This window comes from Micromonospora sp. NPDC023644 (genome assembly GCF_040640115.1).
Taxonomy (GTDB): domain Bacteria; phylum Actinomycetota; class Actinomycetes; order Mycobacteriales; family Micromonosporaceae; genus Micromonospora.
This window is the reverse complement of the sequence record NZ_JBFABA010000012.1, coordinates 57,652-74,499: the sequence shown is the minus strand read 5'-3', so window position 1 is coordinate 74,499 and position 16,848 is coordinate 57,652. Positions and strand designations below refer to the sequence as shown.

Below are 16,848 nucleotides of genomic sequence, written 5' to 3'. Positions count from 1 at the left end.
AAGGGAAGCCTCACCTGTGTCGGATCCGGAGGGGCCGGTCACGCTGCCCGCGTCGGCGTACTACCCGGCCAACCGGGCGGGAAACGGGCGCCCAGTATCGACAGTCATCTCTTCCTGTCAAGATTCGTGTCGGCAAGGTGCCAGTTCCGTGTGCGCGCCGCCACAGAACGTGAAACTGATACTCCCGGCCACGAGGAAGCTGATGACCTCACCGCTCGATCGGGCTGCCGAGTCCTTCGCCGCCGAGATCGCCCGGCACCGCACGGGGCGGGGGCTGTCCAAGAAACAGCTCGCCACCCTGATGGGGTTCGACCCGTCGTACGTCAGCCACGTCGAGGGGCGGCGGCACCGCCCCACCGAGGACTTCGCGCGCCGCGCCGAGGCCGTGCTGGAGGCCGGCGGCGCGATCTGGCAGCGCTTCAAGGAGTACGACGAGCTGCGCCACGCCCGCTCCGAGCGGGCACACCGGGACCCGCCCGTGCCCGGCCAGTGGATGCCGCCCGGCACCGGCCTGATCGTCGAGCGGGAACTCGCCACCCTCACCCACCTGGACGACGCCTACCGCTGCGTCATCCGGCGCGAGCTCTACAACGCCGGCACCGAGCCGGTCACCCGCTACCTGGTGCGGGTCGCCGTCGACCGCTACCCCAACGACCCGGGCCGCTCCAACCTGCACCACCGGGAACACCCGCTCACCTTCGCCGAGCTGCGGCTGCGGGCGTACCGGGAGGAGGGGGACGAGCGGGAGGCGATGCACTGGCGGGCCAAGCACGACCGGGACGCCTTCAAGGAGCTGTGGCTGCTCTTCGAGAACGCCGACCGGCGCTTCCCGCTCTACCCCGGAAACCGGGCCACCATCGAGTACGCGTACTGCGTCGGGCACGACAAGTGGGGCCCCTGGTTCCAGCGGGCGGTCCGGCTGCCCACCCGGCAGATGGCCGTACGCCTGGACCTTCCGGCGGCCGTCGACCCGCAGGTCTGGGGCGCGGAGACCTCGCTCTCGGCGGAGGAGGGCCCGCTGCGTACGCCCGTGACCAGGCACGAGGACGGCGACCGGGTGATCTTCGACTGGGCGACCGAGGACCCCCCGCTCAACGCCCGGTACCGGTTGCAGTGGCGGTTCCGCAGCCGGCCGGAGGCCGAGCCGGAGGAGCCCGGGCGGGTCCGGCCCAGCGACCGGATGCGCGGCATCGGCATCGTGCAGCGCGGCGCCGACCTGCTCCGCCAGCCGGCGCGCCCGTTCGACCTGCCCCGCGAGGAACAGGCGGCCCGGGACGTGGCCGACCGCCTCGCGGCGACCCTGGTCCGCCTCGACGAGCTGCACCCGTTCCGCAAGGGGGTGGGCATCGCCGCGCCGCAGCTCGGCCTCAACCGGGCGGTGGCGGTGGTCCGGCCCCCCGACCGGTCGGCCGACCCCGTCGTGCTGCTCAACCCCCGCGTCGTCGACGCCTCTCCTGACAGCGACGAGCAGTACGAGGGATGCCTCTCCTTCTTCGACCACCGTGGCCTGGTGCCCCGCCCGCTCCGGCTCGACGTGGAGCACGCCCAGTACGACGGCAGCCGGATCATCACCTCGTTCGAGTTCGGCATGGCCCGGCTCGTCGCCCACGAGATCGACCACCTGGAGGGGCGGCTCTACGTCGACCGGATGGCGCCGGGGGTGCCGCTGGTCCCGGTCGAGGAGTACCGCGAGACCGGCCGTCCCTGGCGCTACTGACCTCCGCCCACCGTGCCCGGCGGCACGACCACGTCCGCGCGGGTGGGAAGGACGGCCGGGCGGACGTGGTCGTGCGGGGCGGTGCCGGTCCGCCCGTCGGGGGGACCGGGGCGCGTGCCCCAGGGGGCAGGGGCACGCGCCCCGGTTCGGGGGGAGGAACGCTTCTAGAGGTTGCCGAAGGTGTCGTAGCGGGTGTGCTCCGGCGGGACGCCGTCCTCGGCGAGGACCCGGAGGGTGGCCCGGACCATGCGGGCGGAACCGGAGACGTAGCAGTCGTGCGCCGTCCACGGGCCGTACCGGCTGACCACGTCGGAGACGTCACCCAGCTCGCCGTCGAAGTCGGGGTCCTCGCTGCACGCCGGAGTGACCGACAGCCACGGGTGGGCGGCCACCAGCTCCTGGAGCCCGGGCAGGCCGTACAGGTCCGCCGCCGTGCGGGCGCCGTAGAAGACGTGCACCCAGCGGGTCCGGTTGTAGCTGGCCAGCTCCTCCACCAGCGCCTTGATCGGGGCCAGCCCGACGCCACCCGCCACGCAGAGGATGTCCCGCTCCGAGGAACGGTCCAGCGTCATCGAGCCCATCGGCGCGGCCACCCGCAGCAGGTCGCCGGGCTTCACCCGGCGGACCAGCGCCCCGGACACCCAGCCGGCGCCCTCGGGCGTACGGACGTGGAACTCCAGCAGGTTGTCGTCGTTCGGGGCGTTCGCCACCGAGTAGGTGCGCCACACCCGGGGCAGGTGGCGCGGCACCTCCACGCTCACGTACTGGCCGGCCCGCCACGACAGCGGGTGCTGCAACGCCCGGCAGGTCAGCACCGCCGTGTCCCTGCCGTACCGCTCGTGGGTCAGCACCTCCGCGTGCCAGAACGGCGGGTTGTCGTCGGCCGCCGCGCCGGCCAGCATCTTCGCGGAGATCGCCGCGTACGCGTCCCGCCACGCCTGGTCGTACTCCAGGTTCCAGCCGTCGCCGGCGACGCTGCGCAGCGCGTCCAGCAGCGCGACGCCCATGGTCTCGTAGTGCGCCGCCTCGACGTGGTACTTCCGGTGGTCCCGGCCCAGCGAGCGCAGGTACTCGTCGAAGCTCTCCGGGTCGCCCACCGTCTGGGCGGCGGTGACGATCGCCTCCAGGATCCGGTCGCCCTGCCCGGTCATCTCCACCGGGAAGAGCTTGCGCAGCTCGGGGTCGAGGAGGAAGAGCCGGGCGTAGAAGTGACCGCTCAGCCGCTCCCGGTGCTCCTCGACCAGGGTCCAGCTCTCCTTCAGCAGCCTTGCGAAGTCGTCCACGGGGCGCGCTCCTTCTCCTGACGGCGGATCGGGCACCCATAGAATGTCCACGGAGCGTGTCGACCGGTCGCACAGAATGTGCGATCGGCTCGTGAGGCTCGTTCGGGCGGTGCCGGCGGCCGTCGCCGTCGGGCAGAGTGGTGCGGTGACCGTTGAGCTGGAACGCCCGGCGACCCGCCGGATGCTCGGCACCGAGACACTGCTCGTGCTCGGCCTCTCGCTCGGCCAGTCCGCCGTCTACGCGACGGTGTCGATCGTGGCGAAGCTGACCGCCGACGGGCCGCTGTCGAAGCAGACCGCCGCGCTCAACACCTCGGCGTCACCCCGGCCGTGGCTGGACCTGACGTACCAGCTGCTCGGGATCGTCTTCGCGCTGCTGCCGGTGCTGCTCGCCGTACACCTGCTGGCGCGGGACCCCGGCGACCCGGCACGGGCGCTCGGCCTGGACGCCCGGCGGCCCGGCCAGGACCTGGCCCGCGGCGCCGGCCTGGCCGCGCTGATCGGCCTGCCCGGCCTGGCGCTGTTCTGGGCGGCGGCCCAGCTCGGCGTCAACGCCACGCTGGTGCCGGCCGCGCTGCCCGAGCTCTGGTGGACGGTGCCGGTGCTGATCCTCGCCGCCGTGCAGAACTCGGTGCTGGAGGAGGTGATCGTCGTCGGCTACCTGGTCACCCGGCTGCGCCAGCTCCAGTGGCGGATCGGCGCGATCGTCGCCACGAGCGCCCTGCTGCGCGGCTCCTACCACCTCTACCAGGGCTTCGGCGCCTTCCTCGGCAACGTGGTGATGGGCGTCGTGTTCAGCCTCTTCTACCTGCGCACCCGCCGGGTCATGCCGCTGGTCGTCGCGCACACGCTGCTCGACCTCGTCGCCTTCGTCGGCTACGCCCTGCTGCCGAAGGAGTGGTTCGACTGGCTCTGACGCCGCCCGGCTCCGGTTCTGCTGCCGCCCTGCTCCGGTTCTGCTGGTAGATCTTGGTAGGAAAGCGCCCCTCCGGGGGCCGTTCCCTGCCAAGATCTCCGGCGATCCGCGTCCTTCCCGGGCGTGCTCCGCTCAGGCGGGTGGGCGGAGGTGGTCAGCGGGGCGCGGGCCGCCGGTAGGCGGCGATCGCGCGGGCGGCGAGCCGCTCGGCCGCCGCCGCGTCGCCGGACGCCGCCACGAGGACCGCCGCGCCCGGCAGTAGCCGGGACGCCAGCCGCAGCGCCAACCAGCCGCCGGCCTGGGCGACCAGCGGCGCCGCCAGCCGCCACGCGGCCTCCGCCGCCCGGGGCCAGCCCGCCGCACCGGGCTCCTCCGCCGCCCGGGCCGCCGCCAACGCGGCCCGCGCGCTCTCGGCGTCCGGGTGCACGCGGGTCAGCACCAACAGCTCCACCGCCCGCTCCGGATGGGCCGGGTCCCGGCCGTACGCCGCCGCCAGGTGCAGCACCAGGTTGGCCTGCGCCCACAGCACGGCCGCCAGCTCGGCCAGCGGCGCGAAGAGCCCCGCCAGCGCGGCGGTCGCCCCGCCCGCCCCGGCCTGCCGGACGAACCGCCGGGTCGCGAGCCGCGCCAACCCGTCGGCACCCGCGTCGGGGTACGCGTCGCGGAGCCGCTGCGCCCAGTCACGGGCGCGCGGCCCGATCGCCTCGACGGCGGCCAGGGCCAGCAGCTCCGGCGCGAACGCGGGATGCTCCAGCAATCGCGCGGCCGCCAGCCGAAGGACCGTTTCCGGCGTACGCGCCAGCGGAGCGCCCGCCGCCTCGGTGTGCGTGCCGGTATGGGTGTCGGGGCCCTGGGTCGGGACCGCGGCCGGTGTCGGGACCGGGGCCGGGGTCGGGGTCGCCGGGGTGGCCTTCTTCGCGGGCGCCTCCTTCCGGACGGGAGTGGTCCTCCGTGCGGGCGCGGTCCTCGCTGCGGGCGTGGTCTTTCGGGCGGGCTCGGTCCTGGCGGTCGGGGTGGCCTTCTTCGCGGGCGTGTCCTTCCGGGCGGATGCGGTCTTCCGGGCGGGTGTGACCCTCGTCGCCGCCGGGGGCGTCCCGCTCTCCGCCGCCTCCGGTGCCTTCGCCGTGTCCGGCCCCGCTGCTGCCGTCGCCGGCTCTGTCGCTGCGGTCGTCCCCGCTGCTGTCGTCGTCTCGGTTGCCTCCGTCGTCCCCGCTGCCGTCGTCGGTTGCGTCGAGGCGGCCTTCTTCGCGACCGCCCGCTTCCCGGGGCCCTTGCGGGGGACGGGGGTGGCGTCCCCGCCGGAGCTTCCGGCGTCCGGGGAGGGCCTGCCCTTGGTCGCCTTCCGCGTCGCGGGGGCCTTCCGCGCGGCGGTGCTCCCTCCGGAGGTCCCCGTGTCCAGGGCGGGCGGGCCCCCAGCGGTGGCGGACGCCGGCAGGTCCCCGGCGGCGGCAGACGCGCCGCCCCCGGTGTGCGGCACGTCACGTCCGCCGGCCTCCTCCGGCTGCCCAGGGCGCTTCGGCGGCCCCGGTTCGGCCGCGCGATCGGCCTGGCGGGGCAGCGGCGAATCGGCCGCGGGCGGTTGGAAGAGCACCGCAGGCGCCGGCCTCGCCCGCCGGGGTCGCTTCCCGGCGTCCTCCGGCTCGGCCGGCTCCGGCGGCGCGGGAGGCGGGCTGAAGGTCGCCTTCGGGGAGCGTCGGCGCGCTCCCTCAGCAGGCTCTCGGCGGGTCGGCTCGCGCGGCGGCTGCTCCTGCATATCGATGGAGCGTAGTCCTGATCACGCCGGCGCACAGCAGAGAAAGGCGAGGCCGGGGCGAGTCCGCGCCCTCCCGGAGACAGCTCGGCGCGGGTGCGCCGGGCGGCGGCCCGGTCGCTGTCGACCAGACGGTGGGGCGGACCCGGGCAAGTCGCTTTGCTCCCGGTGGGTGAGGCCCTGTATCCTCGGGCGCGGTGGTCTGAAGGGCCACCAGGGAGACTTCGCCTAGTCTGGTCTATGGCGCCGCACTGCTAATGCGGTTGGGGTCTTAAAGCCCCTCCCGGGTTCGAATCCCGGAGTCTCCGCGCGAAAGCCGGGTGTGTAGACTGGCCAAGCACCGAGCGCCCGTAGCTCAATGGATAGAGCATCTGACTACGGATCAGAAGGTTAGGGGTTCGAGTCCCTTCGGGCGCACAACTGATCGAGGCCGTGACCAGCCAGAAGGCTGATCACGGCCTCGAACTTTTCCCGGGATGTGCCGTGATCTTCCGCAAGGTGGGAGGCCGGTGCTCGCCGGACCGGCTGCCGCGCCGCAACTCGTGTCGCACCCTCCCAACGAACCCATCGTGATCCAGCCCTCGTTTGGCAGGCCTATCGGCGGCGTTGCTGCAACGATGCAAGACGTGGGAACTGCGAAAACTACGACGCCTGCCATCTCGCCCCTCGCCGGTGAGCCGATCAAGCGCGCTGATGCCGAGCGGCTCGCGGGAGTACTGAAGGCATTTGCCGACCCGGCCCGGCTGCGACTGCTCAGCCTGATCCAGTCGTCGCCGGAGGGCGAGGCGTCGGTGACCGACCTGACCGCGCCGCTCGGTCTCTCCCAGCCCACCGTGAGTCACCACCTTCGGATCCTCACCGAGGCCGGCCTGCTCGAGCGTGAGAAGCGCGGCGTCTGGGCGTACTACCGCCTGGTGCCGTCCGCGATCGCCGCGATCGCCGACGTGTTGACGCCACCCCGCAAGCGGGCGACGAAGAAGACCCGCTGACTGGCGCCGTCGAAGACCGGCGCCATGCCGGCTGACCCGACACCGAACCCGCGCACCTTTGGCCGGCTCGGGTGGCGGCGTTCGTCCACGCGGGGCGAACTGCTGACGCTGTAGCCGCGTCTCCCGGCACGATGAGGCAGGGTGCATCCAGGCGGTCGGCCGCCGCCGATCTGCGGGGAACGCCCGGGCGAGCGGTGATCACTCGCCGGCCGTCATGGCGGCCCAGGTCCTCCGTAGTTCGGCCAGGTGGTCCAGCCCCGCCAGGGCTGCGTCGGTGTCGTCGACGAAGTCGATGAGGCACGCCACCTCGTCCACCCCGATGTCGACCAGCCGCTCCAGCATCCGGGTCCCGTCCGCCACCGTCCCGAACAGCCCGCTGGTGTCGAAGTACCGGTCGAACGACATCTTCACCATCGAATCGACGTCCTCGGGCGTCAGCTCGTCGAAGTTCACCCCGGGCACCACGTCCCCCGAGTTGCGCATGATGAGTTCGATGGAGCTCCGGAGGTACGCGCTGAACGGCTCCCGGACCTTCTCCCGGACCGCCTCCCGGTCGTCGCCCAGGAGGGTGTGGAGCATCAGCACCACGTGTCCCGGACCGGCGGACCCGGGCAGCGCGCGCCGGTATTCGCGGATCTTTCCGGCCAGTTCGTCCGGGTCCTGCCCGAGCAGGTGCGTCAGCACGCCGGCTCCGAGACGGCCGGCGGTACGGAACGTGTCGGCATGCCCGGCGCTGGTCAGCCAGACCGGAACGTCCGGACGCGTCGGCGCCGGGTACACGCGGACCGGGGTGCGGTCGCCGGACCCGTCCACGAATTCGACGCTCTCCTGCCGCCACAGGCGGCGCACCTTCTCGACGGTGTCGACGAGGACCTGCTTGCGCTGGGCGTAGTTCTCCGGCTGCAGGGTGAAGTCGACCGCGTGCCACCCGGAGGCGAAGGCCACGCCCGCCCGTCCGCCGGACAGGTTGTCCACCACCGACCACTCTTCCGCGATGCGGACCGGATGGTGCAGAGGCGCCACGACGCTGCCGGCCCGGACCGAGATCCGACTGGTCACCGCCGCCACCGCCGCCGCCAGCACCGCCGGGCTCGGGTACCGGCCGCCGAAGCGGTGGAAATGCCGCTCCGGGGTCCAGACGGCGGCGAAGCCCTGCTCGTCGGCGAAGCGGGCCGCGTCCATCAGCAGGCGATAGCCGTCGCGCGTCGAGTCGGCGTCGTCACCGAAGAAGAACAGGCTCAGATCCATGGCGCTTCCTCCGGTCGTGGCGGGGCGGTGAAGCCGGCCCGTCACGCCACCGGTCACTGGACCGCGGGTCGCGTGACGGGGTCACCCTCCATCGCCGCCTCGGCGTTCTTCCGCGCGATCGGCCGCGACGCGCAGGCTGCCTGCCTCCGCGTCACGGGAGGAAGGTCAATCTAGAACCGTCGCTGGCCCGCCGCAACCGCCGAGCGCGCCCCGCACCGTCCACATTGCTCCGGGCTGCACTCTCGGGCGCGGACGGTCGTCCGGGGCGCCGCTCAGGGCCCATGGCCGCGCGCCTGCGACGGGTGCGGGTGAGCCGGTAGGGTGCGGCTCATGCCGCGAAGTTGACCGTCACGCCCTTCCCGCAGCGGGAGACCGGCTCGCCGCCGGGCGGCACGGAAGGGCTGCGCCCCGCACCACCCGGCGATCCGGCGGTGGTCCGTTTCGCCGGACGCGTGGTGCCGAGCCTCGGAGCAGGGAGACAATGTGGACACGGTGATGTGGTATCCGCTCCGGCCGGGCGGCGACGGCGGCGATCTCGTGCTTGCCGTCGACTTCGGCGGGGCGCGCGAGGAGGCCGGGTTCGAGGACCTGGCCGCCTGGCTGCCGTCCGACTGCGCCGTCTGGGTGACCCAGCCGCCGGACCACGTCGTCGACGGGCCGGCCGAAGCGGCCCGGCACATCGACACCTGGCGGGACCTGGCTCTCTCCGCCGGCGCGAGGATCTCCGCGGTGATCGGTTACTGTTCCGGCGCGGCGACGGCGGCCCACCTGGCGAGGGAGTTCGCCGCCCACCGACAGCCCGTCGGCCTGGTGCTGGTCGACCCCGCCTGGGCGACCCGGGAACTGCTCGTGGACGTCTACCGCAGCTCGGTCGAGGCGCTGGGGAGGGCGTGCGACCTCCCGCCGGAGCGAGACGGCCGAGGTGACGGCCCGGCGCCGGACGGGGCCGGCCTGGTGCACCTGGCCAGGCAGCTCGCCGACCGCTACGCCGGGGTGGCCGGGGACGTCGGCCGTGAACTCGACATCGAGGACGACCTCGTCGAGGACCTGGTCGTCCGGATGCGACGCTACCTGTCGTACCTGGTGGTGACCGGTCTGGCCAGGCCGCCCGCGCAGCTCCCGGTTCCCGCGCTGACGGTCATGTCCGCCGCGCACCCGGAGGAGAGCTTCCCGCAGGTCGGTGACCGGCGCGTCCGGTTCGACGTCGCACGCGCCGATCTGCTGGCGGACCCGCGGGTGGGTCAGCTGCTGACCGAGTTCGTGGCCGGCCGCGCGACCAGCTCCCGGTAGATCGTGTCACTGACCCGGTGCCAGATGGCCCTGCCCGGCACGAAACCGGGCAGCCCGTTGCCGTTGAAGACCACGACCAGTTCGTGCTCCGGGTCGACGTACGCCATCGGCGACGACCCGTGCCCCTGGTGACCGAAGGTACGTGCGGAGGTCTGCGTCCCGAAGTACGCGTACTCGTCGCCGTGTCGCCGGGACTCCAGGGTCAGGCCGAGCCCGAAGTCGATGAGGAGGGCCTCCCCGAAGAAGCTCGGCCGCTGAGGCGTCACCATCTGCCGGACGGTCGGCGCGTCGAGCAGGGCGTCGCGGGCGGCGCTCCAGCTGCCGCCGACGGCATGGCAGCAGAGCAGCTCGTAGAAGCGGCCGATGTTGCGGGCGCTGGACCAGAGGCCGTCGGCCGGGTTCCTGGTCGTGTGCACCAGGCCGCTGGCCAGCAGCCGTCGGATGCCGGCGGCCGTCTGCGCCTCCTGCGGGCTGCTGAACTCCGCCATCCGGTGGCGCTGGTACGCGTCGACCCGGCCACCGAACTCGGACAACTGGCGCGGGGAGAAGCCGTAGTGGTACGTCGCGCCGAGGGGGCCCGCCACCTCGTCCTGAACGAACTGGTCGAACTGCCGGCCGTCCAGCTGGCGCAGCACCTCCGCCAGCACCAGCCAGCCGGTCACCGAGGACGAGTAGGAGGGCTGCCGACCGGGTGTGTCCTCCGGGTGCAGCCGGGCCGTGACGGCCTCCTCGACCGCCTGCTCGTAGCCCCCCGCGTAGGGATCGGCCTCGCCGGGCCCGCCCGGGATCAGCCGCCCGGAACAGTGGGTGAGCAGGTGGCGGAGGGTGATCGCCTCCTTCCCGTGGACGCCGAACGCCGGCAGGCACGTCGCCACCGGCTCGGACGGATCCAGCATCCCGCGGCGCCACAGCTCGCAGATCGCCGCCGCGAGCACCGGCTTGCCTCCGCTGAACCAGGGCAGCACGTCGTCCGGTTCCAGGGGTTCGCCGTCCTCGCGCAGTCCGACGGCCCGGTCGTACACCGGCCTGCCGGCTATCGAGACATAGAGCTGGATGCCCTGGTGCCAGCCGCCCCGCACCGTCTCCGCGAGGATCCGGTCCAGCTCACCGGCGCCCGTGTCGGGGACGAGCCGGTCCACCGCCGGTTCACGCCGCTGGTGCTCGGCACGCAGCTCGGCGAGACGCTCGGCGATCCGGCGCGGCGTCGGCGCCGAGATGAGCGTGTCGAGGGGAATCGGGATGGCGAGCTCCCGGCGGATGCGCTGGACGAGCTGGATGGCGAGCAGCGATCGGCCGCCCGAGGCGAAGAAGTCGGCGTCCGCCGTGAGCTCCGGCCTATCGAGAACCTCCCGCCAGAGCGCGAGCATGTCGTCCAGGAGTTGGTCGCCGGGATCCACCGGCCGAGGGTGTGACGGCAGCGGCTCGTGCTCTCGACGGTCGTCCGCCTTGCTGTCCTGCATCTCGCCTCTCGACAATGAAGGCCGTATTTCCGGTGCGGGAATTCCACGGTGAACGCAACCACGGGCCGAGGCCGGCCGGCCGCGTCCCGAGATTGTAGCCATCGGGTCGGACCACGCGCGCCTTACCGCAGGTCGATCCGAGGATATCCGAACGGGACGAGGGCGCGTCTGTCCTGCTCGGACGCTGCAAAGTGGCCATTAATCACCGACATTGTTTCCTGTTGAGACACCGACCGACTCCTGCTAGCCTGAGCCGCGATTCAGGGCTTGCATGGTGGCGCACCGTCAATCACTCAAGCGGGTACGGGCCGTCGCCGAAAGGGTCCATCATGGGGGGACGGGCGACGTGATGACGCTGTGGCCGTGCGTATCCGTAATGACTCCCGGCCGAGCGGCGAACGGGCCGCGCCGCCACTCTTGTCTCGCCCGCCGCGCATTGTTCGTCACCCGGTGTGCCCCCGTCCACTGCTCCCTGTCGCCGGCCCGAAGGTGCGACAGGTGAGCGCAAGCGACCCCGTGCGGCCCGCCAGGGCGGTCAATTTCCTGTGCCAGCGGTGGGCGGCGTACGCCCATCGGAGCGGCGCAGGCCCGGTGCGGCGGAAGGGGCAGCTCTTCAGATGACGGGTCTCAGGGGCACCGCCGATCGGCTGACGCGCTGGTCGGCCGACATCCGGGCGCTGCCGAAGCCCGAAATGATCCTGCTCGTCAACACGCTCGTGGGATGCGTCGGGTTCGGCCTCTACACGGCGGTCAGCGTCATCTACTTCTCCACCTTCGCGGACGTGTCGGTGGTGCAGGTCGGGCTCGGCTTCTCCGTCACCGCCTCCGTCTGGATCGTCGCGGCGGGCCCCGTCGGCCGCCTGGTCGACCGGGTCGGGTCACGGGACATGACCGTCGGGTCCGGCGCGTTGCAGGGCGTCCTGCTCGTCGGCCTGCCGCTGATCAACGGGTTCACGTCGTTCCTCATCTTCATGTGCGTCCTGGGCATCGCCGAACGCGCGGCGAGCATCAGCCGGGAGGCCCTCCTGGCACAGGTGGTCGACGAGAAGCGCCGGGTGACCACGGCGGCGCGGAGCCGGAGCATCGCGAACATCGGCATCACGCTGGGCAACATGCTCGCGGCCGTCGCCCTCGCGCTGCACACCCGCACGGCCTTCGTCGTGCTGCTCATCGTCTACGCGGCGCTCACCCTGGCGGTGAGCGTCATCAGTCTCCAGTACCCACGGGTGCCCGGGCGACGGGGCAGCGTCCGGTCCGGCCCGCGCGGCGTCTTCCGGGACCCGCCGTTCCTCACGGTGGGCATCCTGTCGGGCCTCGTCGCCATCTACGACACCGTGCTGGTGGTCGGTCTGCCGCTGTGGATCACCCATCACACCAACGCCCCGGCCACGGTGTTCGCCGGCCTGATGATCATCAACACGCTCCTCGTCGTCTTCCTCCAGGTGCGGGCGGCGCGCGGCGTCGAGACCGTGCCAAACGCGCGCCGGGCCCTCCTCCAGGGCAGCCTGGCCGCCGCCGTCGCCTGCGCCGTCTTCGGGCTGACGGTCTGGACCGAGAGCGGTCTGGTCACCGCCGCGCTCCTGGTGGGTGGCGTGCTCGTCCTGACCGCCGGGGAGCTGCGAGCCTCCGCCGCCGACTGGGCCCTCCGCTTCGAGCTGGCCCACCCCGAGGCGCAGGGCGAGTACGGGGCCATCCACTCCCTCGGGTCGACGATGCGGTCGATCTGCGGCCCGGCCCTGGTGACCTACGTCCTCGGGGTGTGGACCGGCCGGGGCTGGCTCGTCCTCGTGGTCCTGTTCGTGGCGTTCGCCGTGGCGATCCAGCCGGTGGTCGGGTGGGCGCAGCGGACGCGCCCCCGCTACACGGCCGGCGGCGTCCCCGTGTGGGCGGCCGCGCAGCCCGACGGAGACGGGGAGTCGCAACCGGCGGCCCGGCAGCAGGAGGCGGTGCAGTGAGCTCATCGGTGCCGACCGGCCCCCACCGGGTGCCGGCCAGTCCTGAACAGCGGCGGTTGTGGCTGGTCGACCAGCACGAGGGCGGCGGGTCGGCGTACACCGTCCCCCTCGCCTGGCGGGTCTACGGCGAGCTCGATCTGCCGGCTCTCGCCGCGGCGGTGGACGCGCTGGTGGCCCGGCACGAGGCGTTGCGCTGTGCGTTCGTCGACGAGGGCGACCAGGTGACCATCGAGGTCGGCGCACCGGCCGACGGTGCCCTGCGGGTGTCGGCGGCGCAGCGGACCGAGCAGGCCGAAGCGGAACTGGCCGAGTTCCTCGACCGGCCGCTGAACCTGCGCCGCGGTGAGGTCTTCCGCGCCGCCGTCTGGGTGCTGCCGGACGAGGAGGCACTGCTGGCGCTGGTCATGCACCACGCGGTGGTGGACGGCTGGTCGGCCGCGATCCTGGCCGACGATCTGTCCGCCCTCTACGCGCACCTGGCCGCCGGTGGTGCCGACCCCGGCGGGGCCGGGCTCCCGCCGGTTCCCGGGATGGCCGAGCTGGCCGCCCGGCAGCAGCGCGACCGCACCGAGCAGACACAGCAGGAGGCGGTGCGCCACTGGCGGGAGGCGCTCAGCGGGGTGCCGGCTGAACTCGACCTTCCGGTCGACCGGGCGCGGCGCGGCGACCGTCTCGACTGGGACGGCGGCATCCACGTCCACCGGTTGGACCGGCCGACGGCACAGGCACTGCGGAAGCGGGCCGCCGAACGCCGCACCACGCCGTTCGTGGTGGCGATGTCGGCGCTCGGCGTCTTCCTCGCCCGGTGGTGCAACGTGGCGGACCTGGTGGTCGGCGTGCCGGTCGCCGACGACCGCGACGAGGCGACCGAGCACGCGGTCGGCTTCTTCGTCAACACGCTCCCGATCCGGCTGGAACTCGGCGGCAACCCGTCCTTCGACGAGGTGATCGGCCGGGTCCAGGCCCGTACGATCGAGTCGTTGCTGCACCGTGACGCCTCGCTCGACCAGGTCATCGGCTCGCTGGGACTGGACCGCACCTCCGGGGTCCACCCGCTGTTCCAGGTCATGATGACCTACCAGAACGTGCCGGAGATCCGGCTGCGGCTCGGGGCCACCCGGGCGCACGCCCTTCCCGTCTTCCCGTCGGGCGCGAAGTTCGACCTGTTGATCGACGTGGCGCCGGCGGGCGACGGGATGAACGTGCGGTTCGAGTACCGCACGGCCATGTTCGACGACCGGTCGATCGCCGAGGCGGCCCGGTCGTACGGCGACGTCCTGCGGCGGTGCCTCGCCGACCCCGGCGTCCGGATCGGGGAGGTCGACCTGCCCGCCGGGGAGCCGTCCGCCGAACTGCCCGGCGGCGCGGACCGGCCGGCGGCCACGACGCCACCGGTGCTCGTCACGATCGCGGAGGCGGTCCGGGCGGCGCCCGACGCGGTCGCCGTGAGCTGCGGTGGCACGCGGCTCAGCCGCGCGGACCTGTGGCGGGCCGGCCTCCAGCTGGCCGCCCGGCTACGCCGCGCCGGGGTGGTGGAGGGGACGCTGGTCGGCTCGTACCTTCCCCGAGGCGTCGACCTCGTCGTGTCCATGCTGGGTGTCTGGGCGGCCGGTGGGGTGTACGTGCCGCTGGACCCGGAGAACCCCCTGCCGCGCAACCTGTTCGTCCTCGACGACGCGGGGATCGACGTGCTGGTCACCGACCGCGCGGTTCCCGAGCTGGGCCGGCGCACGGCGGTACTGCTGGGCGAGGACGACGACACCGCCCCGATCGGCGGCGAACCCGGGACGGGCCTCGACTCACTCGCGTACGTCATGTACACCTCGGGTTCCACCGGTCGCCCGAAGGGTGTCCTGGTGGAGCACGGCAGCCTGGCCGGGCTCATCGCGGAGATGGCGCGCCTGGTCCGGCCGGAGCCGGCCGACCGGATGGTCGCGTCGACGACGGTCACCTTCGACATCTCGCTGGTGGAGCTCCTGCTGCCCCTGACCACGGGCGTCGAGTGCGTGATCGCGGAGTCCGCGACGGCGGCCGACCCGGTGCGGCTCGCCGAGCTGGTCCGGGACCGGCGCGTGACGCTGGTGCAGGCGACACCGAGCGTGTGGCGGGTGTTGGCGGAGCATCTCGGCACCCGCGTACGGGTCGCGCTCTGCGGCGGCGAACCGCTGACCGAGGACGTCCGCGACGCGCTGCTCGGCCTCGCCGACGTCGCCTTCAACGTCTACGGCCCGACGGAGACCACCATCTGGTCGTCGGCGTGGCAGCTCGAGCCGGGTGAGATCTCCATCGGCGTGCCGCTGCGCGGCAACCGTTTCCTGGTGCGCGACCAGTGGGGCCGGCCGGCGCCCGACGGCACCTTCGGTGACCTGTGGATCAGCGGCCCCGCCCTGTCGCGGGGCTACCTGAACCGCCCGGAGCTGACCGCCGGGGCGTTCGTGCACCTCGACGGGGTCGGCCGCGGCTACCGCACCGGCGACCGGGGCCGGCGCACCCGCGACGGCCGCTACCAGGTACGCGGCCGGGTGGACGACCAGCTGAAGCTCCGGGGCCATCGGATCGAGCCGGGCGAGGTCGAGAGCGCCGTCAACCGGCTGCCCGGGGTGCACGCGTGCGTGGTCGTCGAGGTGGAGGTCGACGACAACCGCAGCCTCGCGGCCGTGGTGGTGCCCGGCGGGCGCGACGGGGAGAGCGGTGCCGTCGACGATTGGCGCACCCAGTGGGACGAGACCTACACCGACCTCGACCAGTCGGTGTTCAGCGGCTGGACGAGCAACCTGACCGGCGAACGCTACCCGGACGCGGTCATGCGCGAGTGGGCCGACCACACGGTGGGCGTCGTCGCCCGCCTCGGATTCGAGCACGTCCTGGAGATCGGCGCCGGCTCCGGCATGGTGACCCGGCCACTGGCCCGGAAGGCGGCCACGTGGCTGGCGACCGACATCTCGCCCCGGGCGGTCGCGGCGCTGAACGCGGAGCGGGCGGCGCTCGGGCCGGGCTTCGCGGCACTGCTGCGGTCGGCCGACGAATGGGACGGGCTGCCGGACCGGTTCGACCTGATCCTGCTGAACTCGGTGGTCCAGTACTTCCCGTCCCGCGAGTACCTCGACAAGGTCGTGGACGCCTGCCTGGACCACCTGTCCCCCGGCGGCCGGATCTTCATCGGCGACGTCCGCTCGTGGCCGTTGGCGCCGGCGCAGTACCGCGCGACGGCGCAGGCACGTCATCCCGGCGCGGACGAGCAGCGACTGGCCGCGGTGGCCGACCGGCTCGCCGCCGCCGAGCGGGAGCTGCTCATCGACCCCGCGTACCTGTACCGGCTCGCCCGGGAGCGGGGTGACCTGACGGTCTCCCTCCGCCCGAAGCACCTGCGCGAGTGGAGCGAGATGTCCGCGTTCCGGTTCGACGCCGTGCTGGCCCGGGTCCCGGTGCCGGAGCCGCCCGACCCGGCCCTCGACGAACACGACTGGCAGGGACCGGAGTGGTTCGCGGACGTCTGCTCCCGGGTCCGCGAGGGGCGGGTCGGCGCGGTGGTCCGGGCGATTCCGCACGGCCAGAACGCGGCATGGCTGGCCGACCCACCGCAGGCGGCGCCCACGCCGGCGGCCCTGGTCGAGCTCGCCCGCGCCCACGGCTGCGCCGCCGTGGTGCGCGTCGACCCGCGGGACGCCACCCTGATCTGCGCCTACCTCGACCGGTCGGCGCAGCGGGCCCGCCGGCACGCGGAGCAGGACGCCGCGCGGGCGCCGGTGGACCCGGGCCGGGCCCTGGTCAGCGAGCCGCGGCCGTCCCCGGCGGCGGGCTTCGACCCGGAGGGCGCCGTCGACCGGCTGCGTCAGGTCCTGCCCTCCTACATGGTGCCCCAGGTGATCGTGCCGGCCGCCGCCCTGCCGCTGCTGCCCAGCGGCAAGGTCGACCGCCACCGGGCCCGGCAGCTGGTCCTCGAGGACCTGCGGACACGACGGGAACCCGGCGAGCAGCCGGCCGACCCCGTCGAGTCCGCCGTGCGGGAGGCCTGGATCCGCGTGCTCGGCCACGACCGGTTCGGCGGGTCGGACAGCTTCTTCCGCCTCGGCGGTGACTCGCTCGGCGCGGTGCGGGTGCTCGCCGACCTGCGCCGCCGGCTGGGCATCACCCTGCGCCTGCCGCAGTTCGTGCGGGCACCGACGTTCGCCGGGCTGTCTGGACTCGTACGGCGCCTGGTGGCCGAGGGCGCCGGGGCCACCGAGACGCCGCGATGAAA

Annotated in this window: 10 protein-coding genes and 2 tRNA genes; 8 read left to right on the top strand and 4 right to left on the bottom strand. The window is 73.4% G+C overall.

The annotated features are described in order from the left end of the window. Nucleotides 1-199: 199 nt before the first annotated feature. On the top strand, nt 200-1,717 hold the full coding sequence (locus AB0G08_RS12255) for a peptide deformylase (RefSeq protein ID WP_358086673.1): 1,518 nt from the start codon (nt 200-202) through the stop codon (nt 1,715-1,717). 164 nt (nt 1,718-1,881) lie between these two features. Here AB0G08_RS12255 and AB0G08_RS12250 read toward each other — a convergent pair whose 3' ends face one another. Then, nucleotides 1,882-3,000 carry a globin domain-containing protein gene (locus AB0G08_RS12250; RefSeq protein WP_358086542.1) on the bottom strand — a complete coding sequence of 373 codons (1,119 nt, stop codon included), beginning with the start codon at nt 2,998-3,000 and terminating at the stop codon, nt 1,882-1,884. 145 nt (nt 3,001-3,145) lie between these two features. Between AB0G08_RS12250 and AB0G08_RS12245 the strand changes: the two genes are divergently transcribed. After that, nucleotides 3,146-3,916, top strand: a complete 771-nt coding sequence (locus AB0G08_RS12245; protein WP_358086540.1) for a CPBP family intramembrane glutamic endopeptidase — start codon at nt 3,146-3,148, stop codon at nt 3,914-3,916. A gap of 154 nt (nt 3,917-4,070) precedes the next feature. On the opposite strand, the gene AB0G08_RS12240 is transcribed toward AB0G08_RS12245, so the two are convergent. Next, entirely contained in the window at nt 4,071-4,673 is a 603-nt protein-coding gene (locus AB0G08_RS12240; protein ID WP_358086538.1) for a hypothetical protein, read from the bottom strand. A gap of 1,210 nt (nt 4,674-5,883) precedes the next feature. On the opposite strand from AB0G08_RS12240, the gene AB0G08_RS12235 reads away from it, so the two are divergent. From AB0G08_RS12235 to AB0G08_RS12225, 3 genes are all read left to right on the top strand, one after another. Further along, nucleotides 5,884-5,974: transfer RNA gene (locus AB0G08_RS12235), tRNA-Ser, on the top strand. 36 nt (nt 5,975-6,010) lie between these two features. Further along, nucleotides 6,011-6,083 (top strand) — tRNA-Arg (locus AB0G08_RS12230). A 200-nt stretch (nt 6,084-6,283) separates the two neighbouring features. Next, entirely contained in the window at nt 6,284-6,655 is a 372-nt protein-coding gene (locus AB0G08_RS12225) for a metalloregulator ArsR/SmtB family transcription factor (protein WP_358086671.1), read from the top strand. Between the two features lie 198 nt (nt 6,656-6,853). On the opposite strand, the gene AB0G08_RS12220 is transcribed toward AB0G08_RS12225, so the two are convergent. Continuing rightward, nucleotides 6,854-7,903: a MupA/Atu3671 family FMN-dependent luciferase-like monooxygenase gene (locus tag AB0G08_RS12220; protein WP_358086536.1), complete on the bottom strand. Its 1,050-nt coding sequence runs from the start codon at nt 7,901-7,903 to the stop codon at nt 6,854-6,856. Nucleotides 7,904-8,386: 483 nt separating this feature from the next. Here AB0G08_RS12220 and AB0G08_RS12215 point away from each other — a divergent pair, with 483 nt between their 5' ends. Further along, nucleotides 8,387-9,193, top strand: coding sequence for a hypothetical protein (locus tag AB0G08_RS12215; protein ID WP_358086534.1), 807 nt, complete (start codon nt 8,387-8,389; stop codon nt 9,191-9,193). On the opposite strand, the gene AB0G08_RS12210 is transcribed toward AB0G08_RS12215, so the two are convergent. Further along, on the bottom strand, nt 9,145-10,590 hold the full coding sequence (locus AB0G08_RS12210; protein ID WP_358086532.1) for a serine hydrolase: 1,446 nt from the start codon (nt 10,588-10,590) through the stop codon (nt 9,145-9,147). The genes AB0G08_RS12215 and AB0G08_RS12210 overlap by 49 nt on opposite strands. A 680-nt stretch (nt 10,591-11,270) precedes the next feature. Between AB0G08_RS12210 and AB0G08_RS12205 the strand changes: the two genes are divergently transcribed. Then, on the top strand, nt 11,271-12,608 hold the full coding sequence (locus AB0G08_RS12205) for an MFS transporter (RefSeq protein ID WP_358086530.1): 1,338 nt from the start codon (nt 11,271-11,273) through the stop codon (nt 12,606-12,608). Further along, nucleotides 12,605-16,846: an amino acid adenylation domain-containing protein gene (locus AB0G08_RS12200; RefSeq protein WP_358086528.1), complete on the top strand. Its 4,242-nt coding sequence runs from the start codon at nt 12,605-12,607 to the stop codon at nt 16,844-16,846. The genes AB0G08_RS12205 and AB0G08_RS12200 overlap by 4 nt, the downstream gene beginning before the upstream one ends. The last annotated feature ends 2 nt before the right edge of the window (nt 16,847-16,848 follow it).

Excerpts from the sequence above, each read along its gene's own strand:
- AB0G08_RS12205 (WP_358086530.1), top strand. The coding sequence starts at position 11,271 with ATGACGGGTCTCAGGGGCACCGCCGATCGGCTGACGCGCTGGTCGGCC.
- AB0G08_RS12220 (WP_358086536.1), bottom strand. The coding sequence starts at position 7,903 with ATGGATCTGAGCCTGTTCTTCTTCGGTGACGACGCCGACTCGACGCGC.
- AB0G08_RS12225 (WP_358086671.1), top strand. The coding sequence starts at position 6,284 with ATGCAAGACGTGGGAACTGCGAAAACTACGACGCCTGCCATCTCGCCC.